Annotated in this window: 11 protein-coding genes and 1 pseudogene; 6 read left to right on the top strand and 6 right to left on the bottom strand. The window is 39.1% G+C overall.

Translation table 11 applies throughout. From position 1 onward, the window contains the following. Nucleotides 1-4: 4 nt before the first annotated feature. From NST12_RS04485 to NST12_RS04475, 3 genes are all read right to left on the bottom strand, one after another. Nucleotides 5-184, bottom strand: a complete 180-nt coding sequence (locus NST12_RS04485; RefSeq protein ID WP_040341183.1) for a YjzC family protein — start codon at nucleotides 182-184, stop codon at nucleotides 5-7. A gap of 358 nt (nucleotides 185-542) precedes the next feature. Continuing rightward, nucleotides 543-854: a metal-sulfur cluster assembly factor gene (locus tag NST12_RS04480; RefSeq protein ID WP_048622864.1), complete on the bottom strand. Its 312-nt coding sequence runs from the start codon at nucleotides 852-854 to the stop codon at nucleotides 543-545. A gap of 75 nt (nucleotides 855-929) precedes the next feature. After that, a complete protein-coding gene (locus NST12_RS04475) occupies nucleotides 930-1,691 on the bottom strand; it encodes an alpha/beta fold hydrolase (RefSeq protein WP_341100390.1) in 762 nt (253 codons plus the stop codon). Between the two features lie 362 nt (nucleotides 1,692-2,053). Here NST12_RS04475 and NST12_RS04470 point away from each other — a divergent pair, with 362 nt between their 5' ends. Then, nucleotides 2,054-2,203: a hypothetical protein gene (locus tag NST12_RS04470; protein ID WP_169799155.1), complete on the top strand. Its 150-nt coding sequence runs from the start codon at nucleotides 2,054-2,056 to the stop codon at nucleotides 2,201-2,203. 277 nt (nucleotides 2,204-2,480) lie between these two features. On the opposite strand, the gene NST12_RS04465 is transcribed toward NST12_RS04470, so the two are convergent. Continuing rightward, complete coding sequence (locus NST12_RS04465; protein ID WP_048622862.1) at nucleotides 2,481-3,335, bottom strand: YitT family protein; 855 nt, start codon at nucleotides 3,333-3,335, stop codon at nucleotides 2,481-2,483. Nucleotides 3,336-3,462: 127 nt separating this feature from the next. Here NST12_RS04465 and NST12_RS04460 point away from each other — a divergent pair, with 127 nt between their 5' ends. The 3 genes from NST12_RS04460 to NST12_RS04450 all read left to right on the top strand — a co-directional run bounded on the left by NST12_RS04460 (nucleotide 3,463) and on the right by NST12_RS04450 (nucleotide 5,225). Continuing rightward, nucleotides 3,463-4,332: a DegV family protein gene (locus NST12_RS04460; protein ID WP_327804931.1), complete on the top strand. Its 870-nt coding sequence runs from the start codon at nucleotides 3,463-3,465 to the stop codon at nucleotides 4,330-4,332. 111 nt (nucleotides 4,333-4,443) lie between these two features. After that, nucleotides 4,444-4,575: a DUF3941 domain-containing protein gene (locus NST12_RS04455; protein WP_003353709.1), complete on the top strand. Its 132-nt coding sequence runs from the start codon at nucleotides 4,444-4,446 to the stop codon at nucleotides 4,573-4,575. A gap of 158 nt (nucleotides 4,576-4,733) precedes the next feature. Further along, complete coding sequence (locus NST12_RS04450; RefSeq protein WP_341100389.1) at nucleotides 4,734-5,225, top strand: YajQ family cyclic di-GMP-binding protein; 492 nt, start codon at nucleotides 4,734-4,736, stop codon at nucleotides 5,223-5,225. 290 nt (nucleotides 5,226-5,515) lie between these two features. Here NST12_RS04450 and NST12_RS04445 read toward each other — a convergent pair. Continuing rightward, a pseudogene (locus NST12_RS04445) lies at nucleotides 5,516-6,931 on the bottom strand (sigma-54 interaction domain-containing protein). Between the two features lie 434 nt (nucleotides 6,932-7,365). On the opposite strand from NST12_RS04445, the gene NST12_RS04440 reads away from it, so the two are divergent. Together NST12_RS04440 and NST12_RS04435 are read left to right on the top strand one after the other, a co-directional pair. After that, nucleotides 7,366-8,727: an IS4 family transposase gene (locus NST12_RS04440; RefSeq protein WP_087960047.1), complete on the top strand. Its 1,362-nt coding sequence runs from the start codon at nucleotides 7,366-7,368 to the stop codon at nucleotides 8,725-8,727. Between the two features lie 106 nt (nucleotides 8,728-8,833). Continuing rightward, nucleotides 8,834-10,981, top strand: coding sequence for a YhgE/Pip domain-containing protein (locus NST12_RS04435; protein ID WP_048622860.1), 2,148 nt, complete (start codon nucleotides 8,834-8,836; stop codon nucleotides 10,979-10,981). Between the two features lie 246 nt (nucleotides 10,982-11,227). Here the strand turns inward: NST12_RS04435 and asnB are convergent, their stop codons facing one another. Then, nucleotides 11,228-13,078 carry an asparagine synthase (glutamine-hydrolyzing) gene (asnB, locus tag NST12_RS04430; protein WP_048622859.1) on the bottom strand — a complete coding sequence of 617 codons (1,851 nt, stop codon included), beginning with the start codon at nucleotides 13,076-13,078 and terminating at the stop codon, nucleotides 11,228-11,230. Between the last annotated feature and the right edge of the window lie 78 nt (nucleotides 13,079-13,156).

The following is a 13,156-nucleotide window of genomic DNA, read 5'->3' as shown; positions in this document are numbered from 1 at the left end:
TACATTACGGTTTCCGTTTATACGTCCATATTCGTTCGTCATTTGAGTTTTCCGGGAATCGGTCGCCTTTTGCCAATTTGATTTGCTTTGGATTCACCACATTGCTTCCCGTATCCCCTACTTCTACATAAATTCCGTTATTCGGCGCTTTTTCTCCGGGATGAAATTGCCTTTTTTGTCCCAACGCATGCCCCTCCGCATAAACGACGTTGTTTTTTGACGCATATTTGCGCCTGTACATAGAATTTGCCTCCCGCCATTATCTATACACGGTTATTTCCGTCATCCATTCCAACCATTATCATTACTCCGTTGTTTCTAATAAAAAACACATGCGAGAAAATGAATATAAAAGGTGCCCAACCTTTAGATAGAAGGAGCAAATATTTTTGCCAGGACGACAATAATGGACGAATCATTTGTCGGATGGTTCATTCATTTACAGAAAAAACACCTGCGCACCAATGCGCAGGTGGTTATTCTTACTCATCAGTTCCACTTCTATAAACGATTTTCTTTGGAACTATACAAAGATTTATTGATTAATCAGGAATTCCTAATGCGATTTTAGCGTAGCGAGACATTCGATCTTTTGTCCACGGTGGATTCCAAACGATATTCACATCGACATCCTTAATTTCAGGAATATCGCTCAACGCATATTTCACTTGATCCACAATGGTGGAAGCAAGCGGACATCCCATTGCTGTCAAAGTCATCGTGATCGTTGCTTTTCCTTCTTCGTCCATATCTATACCATAAACTAGGCCAAGATTCACAACATCAATGCCGATTTCCGGATCGATGACCTGTTCAAGTGCACCGAGAATATTCTCTTTTAAAGCCTCATCCACTTCCCTCACTCCTTTTTCGTTATTTAACACTATTTTAATCAAAACCTACGGTAGTAATCAAATCATTCATTCTGATTACAGTTTTTCGGAAAACCATTCCACTGTTTTTAATACTCCGGAACGAGACACTTTATGGCCGCTTTGTTCGTCCAGCATAAAAAAGAAGTCTTCGGGATGATTTTCATATTGATCCCGGTTGGACAAATAAAAATCATAGGCATTTTGAAAAGGAACGATCGGGTCATTTTTTCCGTGCCAAAACATCAAAGGACGCCCTTTGAGTTTTTCCGGCTGCTGGCTTAAATCGTAGGTCCGCAGCCTATTAAAGGTTTTTTCCAATTCCTTTTCCGTAAAAGGAATATGGTATCCACGCTTTTGAATTTCGCTGATTTGCCGGCGGGCATAATCCTCATACACCGGAGACCCCATCAAACTGACGGCCGCCTTAATCCAAGAATACTGTGTTAAAGCTCCTAAAGTCACTATTCCTCCCATGGATGTGCCGGCAACGCCAATCCGATCCTCATCTATCCTTTGTTCATAATGATTTTTAATCGCTTCTATTTCTTGGATGGTGTTTACCACAATGTCCCAAAATCGATACGTTAGGTCCCTTTCCGATATGGATTCTTCCCTCTCTCCATGAAAAAAGGCTTCCGGCAAAACAACCCGATATCCTTTTTCGCTTAGATAATAAGCGTAATGAAGATTATGTTCTTTTGCACTTTGAAAACCATGGATGAATATGATGAACGGTATTTTTTGATCCAACAATGATTGTTTCACTACATGCAAGACCGGAATATTGTTCACATATTCTTTTCGAACGATCATCATTTTGACGAATCCTCCCTTCCCTTTCTTTATGTATCATAATCGAGAGTCCAAAAATTTCCTATACTTTTTTCATTTTTCTTATTTCTTCGTTCGTCATGTTGAATCAATTTTATGAATAGATTAAAAACAACCTAATCTGACAGAGTGGTGGGTAAAAAAAAAGGGACTTTTGCAAATGATTCATGACATAAAATGCGATTCCTCAGGCCGATCGATGATGACCAAAAAAACATTCTCGCACCCATGAACGAACGATGCAGGAGCTGGAAAGGCAGGGAGAAAGTACGTGTGTGGAGCACTAGATGATGAGGAACAATGTAAAAGAACGAATTTTCGTTCATCAATAAAAAGGGGTGGATCGAATGGGCAAACGGAATAAATCAAAACGATTTATCCATGACGGGAAAAACTCCGTTCAACAACATGCATTGAAAATTCCCTACCATATGACATATGCCGAAGCAGAAGCCGCAAAAATGAACAGTTCCCGAAATGACATAGAAGAAATTTAGCTACGATATCATCACGAACTTTCAGCTGAACTAAAAAACGTCAAGGAAATACAATACTTGTCTAACGAAATACACCCTTTCTTAATACCAGCCTTCAAGCCGCGCAAGGGGCCCGTCATTCATATAGGACGGAGCCTGCTTGAGCGGCTCATATCACAGTCCTGCTTGAACGGGCCCAGACTCTTCCTCATCCAATTTTATGGAAAAGATTTGCTGCTGTTTATAATGCGAACGGCGATACATATAGATTCCACTGTCTGGAATTCAGCTTGATGTTTTAGTCTTTTCGGAAGAAGCCGACCACTTCCGCTGTTTCCACAATATTGGTAAAAGCCTTGGGGTCGACACTTTGAATGATTTTTTTCAAATCGTACAATTCATAGCGTGTGATCACGATCATCATCATTTGTTTCTCTTTATTGGAAAAAGCCCCTTTCGCCGGAACAACCGTTATTCCTCTGACCAGTTTTCTGTAAATCGCTTGTTTCATTTCTTCCGGCTTGTCCGTGACAATCATGGCTGTCAATTTTGCGTATCGAGTATGGATCGCATCAATGACTCGGGTGGAAACGTATAAAGAAACAATCGTATAAAGCGCTTTTTCCCATCCAAATACGTATCCCGCTGTCAAAACAATAGCCCCATTCATCAGAAAAAAATAAGTGCCAACCGGCTTATCTTTCATGCGGGAAAGGACCATCGCGATAATATCAAGACCTCCAGTGGAGGCCCCGTATTTAAGTGTCAAACCGATCCCGACAGCCGCTATCACGCCTCCAAAAACAGCATTCAGTAAAATATCATGAGACAACGCTTTAACCGGGAGAAACTGAAGAAAAAAAGACATCAACACTACAGAGAGAAAGCTGTAACAGGTGAAAGATTTTCCAACTTTTTTCCAACCCAAAATGGCCACCGGAATATTTAAAATCAATAAAAAGATACCTGTCGAAATGTGAATCTTCGTAAACTCCTGCAAAAGATTGGACAATAATTGCGAAATACCGGTAAAACCGCTAGAATATACGTTTGCTGGAATTAAAAATAAATTCATTGCCAGTGCGTTTAAAAAAGCACCGAATACGACAATTACGATTTTTTTTGCCTCATTCCCTATTTTGATGGTATCCATTTTGTTTCCTCCTGATTGATCTTGCCTGATGTACTTATTCACCTTATGCTCTTTCCATAAGCATTGTCAAGGGGCAAAAGAATAGATACACTAAGGTTAACAACTTTTGATTGGTAGGTGATTATATATGGCAATTCGTTTATTTACCGACAGCGGCAGTGATCTTCCGCTTTCTTTTTTTCAGGAGCATTCCGTTACGTTAATACCGTTGATCGTTCAATTAGAAAACAAGGCATATGAAGATATCCTTTCAATTGATCCCAAAACCATTCATGATGCGATTCGGAATGGAGCATCTCCCAGTACTTCACAGCCTTCTCCCGAGGTTTTTATGAAGCATTTTACAGAGCTGGCTGAAAGCGGAGATTCAGGGATTTATATTGCTTTTTCCTCCGAATTATCCGGTACCTATCAAACGGCGGTCATGATCCGGGATCAAGTGAAAGAAACTTATCCATCCCTTGATCTCACCATTATTGACTCTAAATGTGCGTCTCTCGGCCAAGGGCTGGCAGTGATCGAAGCCGCTAAAATGTTAGAAAGCGGCGCCTCAAAAGAATCCATTGTCGAAGAGATCACATTCCGCTGCCGGCATATGGAGCATCTTTTTACGGTAGAAGATTTAGATTTTCTGGCAAGAGGCGGAAGATTATCCCGGGCCTCCGCTTTCTTAGGTGGTCTCCTAAATATCAAGCCGCTTCTGCATGTGGAGGACGGAAAATTAGTGCCGATCGAAAAAATCCGAGGCCGAAAAAAACTGTTCAAGCGGATGCTTGATTTAATGGAAGAGCGCGGAGCGGATCTTTCATCCCAAATGATTGGAATCAGTCACGGCGACGACGAACAAACCGCGCTTGAAGTAAAACAAATGATCGAAGAGCGCTTTAGCTGCCGGCATTTTTTCATTCACTCAATCGGAGGAGCCATCGGTTCCCACGCCGGGCCTGGCACTTTGGCTATTTTCTTTTTGAACGAACTTAGAAAAAGCGACTTTTAATATGTCATCAACACTAAAGATCTAACATATTCCGTTCTCCGTTCCTGTTACACATATTATCAACTTTTTGGGTGATACTATCCCTGAAAATGTGAAGGAAGGAGAAAAATCATGCCAAGAACATCCGACAATGACAAAAAAGCAAGAGATCGGCAAGCATCTCGTGAAGAAAAGAACATTTTAGAAGAGAAAAACCGAGAAGCAGGGAAAAACCAATACTCGAAAAAAACCGATCATTTATGATCGACCTTTCTCTTATGGTGTCTTTACAGACCGTCGTGATTGCTAAAGGGGCCGCATCCAGCGTTTTTCTCACCTGGATGTGGCCCCCCTTTATTGATTGTGATTTTGCAATTTGTTTACTATAATGGAAAAAATCGTTTATAGTCGGAGGTTGTTTCATGGCAAAAGAGAATTCGTTTGACATTGTATCAAAAGTGGATTTTTCGGAAGTTACAAACGCAATCAACATTGCACTAAAAGAAATCCAAAACCGCTATGATTTTAAAGGTAGCAAAAGCGATATTTCGCTTGAAAAAGATGAGCTGGTACTAGTCTCAGATGACGAGTTTAAACTCAATCAATTAAAAGACGTTCTTTTAAGCAAATTAATTAAACGAGGCGTACCCATTAAAAATATCGATTATGGCAAAATCGAAGGAGCTTCCGGCGGTACAGTACGCCAACGGGCAAAATTGATACAAGGGATCTATAAAGAAAACGCCAAAAAAATAAACACAATTGTAAAAAATTCAGGTTTAAAGGTAAAATCACAAATTCAAGAAGATCAAATCCGTATCACGGGTAAAAACAAAGATGACCTGCAAAAAATCATCGCTGCCATCCGTGAAGCGGATCTTCCGATCGATGTCCAATTTGTCAACTTCCGGTGAAGGCGAAACATCCATCATCACGTTTTCAGCATATGCCGGTTATAAGAATCAGATTATTTATTCCCAATCGTTTGATTGGGAATTTTTTAGTTCTGATCCTATTCTTTTGTGCAAATTTTTTTCATCCCCACAGATATATTTTGTCGAGCCGATTACACAGGTTTGATGCCGATAAAGACGAACTGTTTTAACTTGTTATATGAACAATAAATTTTTGTAGAAATCAAAATGAAAAAGATCTCGGATAATGTCCTATGAATGTGGAAGTTGCTTACAATCGAGAGAAAGAATTATAAATGTTGATATGGTTTTGCCTTAATTCGATATTTTTTTAGCTTCCTGACAACATTGGATTGGCTGATTCCTAAGAATTCCGCCATTTCGTATGTTGTTTTACATTGCTTAACGGCACGTCTTAGCCACAAAATTTCTACTTCTTCCATTGCTTCTCGTAAAGTTTTCCCTTTCATGTTTTTCAATAATAAAGAATCTGTTTTCTGTGTACGATCCATTTGAATGTCCGATGGTAGATTGTCTGGATGGATGATATTGGTTTCCGAAGTAATCACAAGGCGTTCCATCATATTTTGAAGTTCCCGCACATTTCCCGGCCAGTGGTAATGAATAAGCTTATCAATCGTTGCAGGATGAAGAGATTTTCTCATACGATACTTTTCATTGAATTTTTGCAAGTAGTAATAGGCCAGCATTGCAATATCCTCTTTCCGTTCCCTTAAAGGAGGTATGGTGATCGAGATGACACTTAATCTGTAAAAAAGATCTTGTCGAAACGAGCCATGTTTTATCATTTCCGATAAATTTTGATTGGTTGAAGTAATTAAACGGAAATCGACTTTTTTCGGTCTTACTCCTCCAATTAGAATGACTTCTTTATCTTGAATCACTTTTAACAATTTTGACTGCATAGATAAAGGAATTTCACCGATTTCATCAAGAAATAATGTCCCTTGATCAGCTAGTTCGATTAACCCCGTCTTGCCCTTTTTACTGGCTCCTGTAAAAGAACCAGGTTCATATCCAAACATCTCAGACTCAAATAAAGATTCGGGAATCGCACTGCAGTTTACATCGATAAAAGCTTCATTTGCTCTTTCACTTGCTTGATGAAGTGCACGAGCAAAGTGAGTTTTTCCAACACCGGATTCACCTAAAAAGACAACCGAAGCATCTGTTTTGGCAACACGCTTAATGAGCTGCCAGATTTGCTGGATGGTTTTGCTTTTCAGAATAGTATTGCCTTCGATTTGTTCATTGTCTCGAAGTTCTTGAATTTCCGTTTCATATCTTTCAATCTTTTTTTGTAATTGTTTAAATTCCTCTTTTAATTGTTCGATTTCCGTTAAATCATGTGAAAAGCTGATTACCCGAATAATTTCATTCGATCGATCAAAAATGGGAAGACCGATAGCCATAACAGAACGCCCGGTTTTTGTATTTTGCATGACGCGCACTTCTTTCCTCTCGTTTAAAACTTTTATCGTAACGGAAGGAGAAAAAATATGATCTTCTTCAAGCTAATAAACAGACTTTCCAATTAAATCATCAGTGCTGCTTCCATAAATGGCGTAGTTATTGGGGCTGGCGCGCAGCACAACGCCATTTCCGTCTGTAATCACAATATTATCTTTTGATTTTTTTACAATCGCATCCAGTTCAAGCTCAAGTATTTCGGACTGCATATCCATTAGACAATCTCACCTTTTCAAAACATTTCAATAAATATTGTTAATATTATATAAAATCAGAATATAACGATCGATTTTCAAATGAATTATTTTTATTTCCGTTCCAAATCGTAATCTGTTCAACGGTTTGTGTTTAAAAGCAATTTTTATGTAAACTCACGAGCGATTTGTCAGATAATCTCACATAAAATCGATAAATGTCGTTCATGTGTCGATGAAATACTTTAAAATTTTTATCTCTTCCTCTGTTTTTGAAAAATAGGATTTAATAACTCAGCTTTCGCAGTCCAAAATCTTGTTTAAATGCTTGATGTAAATGGTTTTGGGAAGTACAAAATTATCATTTGACATTTTTTAAAACATAAAGAAAGACACCTATTCTTTTGGTAAAATATTGGTGACGAAACCAAATCCAAAAGAAAGGTGTCACCACTATGATAACGAATAAAGACTACTTTGCGCAATTACCAAAAGAAATTAAACAAGGATTTTCCGAATTAAATATTGGATATCATTTAAGAAAAGCGAATATTACGAAACTTTCCGGGTATTCTTGTCTTACTGTTTTCAAACTGATTTTTCTTTTAGTCTTCCAATATAAGAACTGGTTTCGTGCTTTTATGAGTAAACGATCTCAGGATCTGCCCGGAAAGGATACAGTCTATCGCTTTTTAAATACACCAACCTATCATTGGAGAAAGTTTCTGCTTTCATTAAGCAGTGAAATGATCCGTCTGCTTCAACCATTAACTTCAAAAGATCGTGTCACAGCTTTTGTGATTGATGATTCTGTCTTTTCAAGAAACCGTAGTAAGTCGGTTGAACTGTTGGCTAAGGTTTTTGATCACTCTACCCATCAGTACTTGAAAGGGTTTCAAATGCTTACCCTTGGCTGGACCGATAGTTTTACTTTTATTCCCGTTGATTTTGCTCTTCTAAGTTCACCGAAAAAGGAAAATCGCCTGCAAGAAATCAATACCAATATTGATAAACGAACATCTGGCTATAAGCGTCGCCAGGAAGCTCTGAAATCAAAACCGGACGTGGCTTCAGCTTTACTTGATCATGCGCTTGAAAAAGGGATTATAGCTGACTATGTTCTCATGGATTCCTGGTTTACACAAGCGCCTTTAATTGAGAAGATTACGAACAAAGGGTTATTTGTCATTGGCTTGGTGAAGCAATTAAAGCAGCGATACGTTTACAATGGTGAACGTTTCACACTGAATCAACTTTACAAATTGGCAAAACCTCACATGGGTAAAAAAGACATTCGCGGATCCGTTTATGCTACTTTAGACAATGGAATTCCAGTAAAAATTCTATTTGTACGAAACCGTAATAAACGGAGCGAATGGCTTGCCATTCTCAGCACAGATACAACATTAGAAAATGAAGAGATCATTCGTATTTACGGCATGCGTTGGGACATTGAAGTCTTCTTCAAATGCAATAAATCCCTTTTAAATTTAGAGAAAGAATTCCAGGGACGTTCCTACGACATGTTAATTAGCCATACAACCATTGTTTTTACACGATATATTCTCATTGCTTGGCAAATGCGAAAAGAGGAGGATCCTAAGACGATTGGCAACCTTTTTTACATCCTTTGCGAAGATGTAAAAGACATAGATTTTATTACTGCCCTTCAATCACTTATTGACCTTTTCCAAACTTTGGCGGAAGCCGAGGTTTCTTTGAACATGGACATCTTTAAAAATCAAATGAATAAATGGTTGGCCACTATACCTAATTATATCAAGCAATGCTTAAATATTTCTGTGTGCGAAAGTTGAGTTAATAATTAAAAGAAATTCAGCCGTTTAAAGCATAAGTATTCACCCGATCAGCCATCCTACATAAAAAAGATGGTTCATATTCCTTCTCAGTTGGTGAAGTTAGATGAATAAAGTCATACAAATATACAGCATGGATATTAAAAATATTGTGAAAAACTGGGCTGCTTCTGTGATCATTTTGGCTCTTATCATTCTTCCTTCTTTTTATGCTTGGTTCAACATTAAGGCGTCTTGGGATCCGTATGGCCATACAAAAGGGATTGCGGTTGCGATAACCAATAATGACAAAGGCACCACATTACAAGGTCGCTATTTGAACGTTGGAAATGAAGTAGTCCAATCACTGAAAAAAAATCAAGCTTTAGGATGGAGATTTGTCGATGAAGAGGAAGCTTTACAAGGGGTAAAAACAGGCCATTATTATGCCAGCCTTATCATTCCTCAAGATTTTTCCGATAAACTCACGTCGATTTTAAAGGAAACACCCGAAAAACCCGTGATCAAGTTTACGGTCAATGAAAAATTGAATGCAATTGCCCCGAAAATGACGAAAACGGGAGCAAGCACGATCGTCGAAAATATAAATGAAGAATTTATCAAAACATCCAGCAAAGCCCTTTTCACCGTTTTTAATCAATTAGGCATAGAATTGGAGAGGGAATTAGGTACAATAGAACATTTAAAGCATTTTCTTTTTTTCTTAGAAGCAAAGCTTCCGGAAATTCATCAAGCGGTGGATACAGCTTATGAAGATGCCGTAAAAGCACAATCGATTGTCCGAAAAGCTCAAAATGCATTGCCGGTTGTTTCCGTGTTGACCAAAGATGGAATGCAGTTTTCTAACGGACTGTCAACCTTTCTCATAACTACTAGAAACACTTTAAAGAAATCCGAACCAACCATAAAGCAGGATTTGATCACGCTAGAGCAAACAGCTATGACGTTGCATGATGTTTACGACACACTTCAAAACCAGCCCATTTCCCTTTCAAAGTTGCAGTCGGATGCCGATCAATTACAGCATCGTTTAGAACGAGGCATCGATTTAATCGACAGTTTGACAAATGTAATGGAAAACATGAATCACCTTGGCCATTCGCAAGAACTGAATCCAATAATCAATAAACTCCAACAAGTCAAGAGTCAGTTTCAAACCGAAATTCGTCTAAGCAATGAAGCGTTGGATCTAGTCAAAAGAGGAGAAAATCCTGGATCTGATCTGTTATCGCGTCTTGATGAGCTCTCTCAACAGTCTTCTGATACTTTATCCAACTTAATGGCGAACTATGATTCTGTCGTAGTTCCCGCTGTTCGAAACGCTATTTCTCGTGCGATCAGGGACAATCAATATGCCGGCCAGTTATTGAAAGAAGCCAACGCAAGCTTGCCGGATGCCTATAAAATAGTAGCCGATGCTTCGAAGGGGATTCATTTTGGGATAGAAGAGATCTCCTTCGCCCAAACACACTTGCCCGAGTCTGAACGAAAGATAAGAGAAATGGCAAACAGAATACGGGATTTTGAGCAAAAACATAATATCCATCAAATCATTCAGCTGTTAAAAAATGATGTGGAAAAAGAAAGTGATTTTTTCAAGAAACCGGTGCTGTTGGAAGAACATCCCCTCTTTCCTATTCCTAATTACGGATCCGGCATGTCCCCCTTTTATACAGTGTTATCATTTTGGGTAGGGGCCATGCTGTTAATATCGTTATTATCCGTTGATGTTACCAGCAGCGAAAACTATAAAAGCTGGCAAGTATATTTTGGCCGCTTGCTTACCTTTTGGACGATTGCCTTGCTGCAATCCCTCGTTGTATCAATCGGAGATTTATATATTCTCCACGTTTTTGTGAAAGAAAAAACGATGTTCGTACTGTTCAGTGTATTCATCGCCTCAATTTTTATTTTCATCGTCTATACATTGGTCTCAATGTTTGGCAATGTCGGGAAGGCATTAGGAATCATATTGCTTGTTTTTCAAATTTCTGCATCAGGCGGAACGTTTCCCATTCAAGTTGCCCCGCCTTTTTTTCAAAAGATCCATCCATTTTTGCCTTTTACTTATGCTATCAGCTTATTGCGGGAATCCGTTGGCGGGATGCTGCCGGATATCGTAAGAAAGGATCTATTCATCTTGTCCATTTACGGTTTGATGATGTTCGTATTCGGAATGACATTGAAAGCTCCTCTATACCGATTAAGCAAAGTCTTTGTTCAAAAAGTCAAACAAAGTCATCTGATCCATTGAACATCGTTCTAAAAAACGATGCCAAAAAATGAATGAATACCGCATGAATCAGGAATCTCTTTCAACCGTTGTTGCCAAAGGATTTCGCTCCAATATCATTTGCAGCATAAACTGAATTTTTTAATTTAGAGAGCACTAGTCGAAGGCTTTTATTCATCATACCGATCTTCATATAGATCCTTTCTTATTTTGGATGCTAAATATATTGAAGGGAGCCTGCCTGAGCCGGGCCCCCTCTATTTTTTGTTATCGATCTACAATTTGAATATGATAATCTTGAAACCAAACATGAATTTGACCGAGATGCGCCAAAAGCTGAGGCCCTGTCATTAATTGGCCGTACCATGGCACTTGAAAAGCCCTTCCTTCTGTTTCAACCAGTTCTTCCAATGTTTTTTTATCCAACAGTTCATGCAAAATGCTCGACCGGTCCTCCAACAGTTGAGAAACCCATTCTTTTACAATTTTTGTATAAACGGGATGATGGGTTTTAGGATACGGGCTCTTTTTACGATAGAGCACTTCTTCAGGTAAAATCCCTTCCAACGCTTTACGAAGTAATCCTTTTTCCCTGTTGCCGTACATTTTCATTTCCCACGGAATATTCCAAACATATTCCACCAAGCGATGATCAGCGTATGGAACCCTTACTTCCAGACTGGCTCCCATACTCATCCGGTCTTTTCTGTCCAAAAGTACCGGCATAAACCAAGTCAAATTCAAATAAAACAATTCCCTTCTTCTCGCATCAATCGAATTTTCCCCTTCTAAAACAGGAACCTCTTTCACCGCTTCTCGATATTGATGGAGCACAAATTCTTTTAAGTTTAATTTTTTCCTCCATTCATCATTTAACAGCTGTTCTCTTTCATTCGTTGCTCTCATCCACGGGAAACCTTCGCGATTAAAATCGTCCGATCGATGAAACCAAGGATATCCTCCGAAAATTTCGTCTGCGCATTCCCCTGATAACCCGACGACAAAACTTTTTTTAATTTCTTGTGAAAACCATAACAAAGAAGAATCAACATCTGCCATTCCCGGAAGATCTCTAGCATGAACGGCAGCCGGCAAATAATTTTTCAACGTTTCCTGTGAGATGACGCAATTATGGTGAATCGTCCCTAAATGGTCGGAAACTAGTTTAATCCATGGACCGTCTGCATTAGGCTGAAAATCATTGGCTTGAAAAAATTGGTCATTCTCTTCATAATCGATGGAATAAGTGTGAAGAGTGCCTTTCCGTTTTTCCTTAAACGAGCGTGAAGCAATGGCCGTGATGGCGCTGGAATCGACTCCCCCTGATAAAAACGTACAAAGCGGTACGTCCGATACGAGTTGGCGAGTGACCGCATCTTGAACGAGGAAGCGTACTTTTTCAATCGTTTCTTCCATTGAATCTTGGTGAATGTCGCTTTTCACGTTCCAATATCGCCAAATGTTCAGCCCTTCTTTTGAGAAAGCCAAAGCGTGCCCCGGCTTTAATTCTTTTATGTTTCGGAAGACACCTGACCCGGGAATTCGTGCAGGACCAAGACCCATCACTTCCGCCAATCCTTCTCTGTCAATTTCCGCTCTCGTATCCGAATGGGCTAAAATCGCTTTTATCTCCGAACCAAAAACGAAGCTTGATCCGATTAAAGTATAAAAGAGCGGCTTAACACCGACACGATCCCTCGCAAGAAACAGCTTCTCCTTCTCATGATCCCATATGGCAAAAGCAAAAATCCCATTTAAGTATTCCAAACAATCTTCTTTCCATTCTACGAAAGAAGTAAGTAATACCTCTGTGTCAGAGTGGCCTTGAAATGCATATCCTTTTGATAAAAGAACTTTTCTGATATCTTCCGTATTATATAACTCGCCATTGTAGATGATCGTGTACGTTCTTTCGTTGTGTGTTTTCGTCATGGGCTGCCTGCCACCATCAGGATCCACCACAATCAACCGTTTATGGCCAAACAATAGATGATCCTGCTGAAAATAATTCGTCTGATCAGGTCCGCGATTTTGCAATGTTTCTGTCATATTCACGATTTGTTCCGTAAAAGGCCTTAAATTTTTTTTGAAATCTGCCCATCCTGTTATCCCGCACATAGTTGAGTGCCTCCTTTGAAAAAATAGAATGGATATTTGCCTAATCATTCTATTCAAAGGACCCGTTATATGTTCATT

Origin of the sequence: Bacillus sp. FSL W8-1127 (assembly GCF_038006725.1) — a bacterium.
GTDB classification, from domain to species: Bacteria; Bacillota; Bacilli; order Bacillales; family DSM-4216; genus Bacillus_O; species Bacillus_O smithii.
This window is presented reverse-complemented; position numbering and strand designations above follow the sequence as displayed.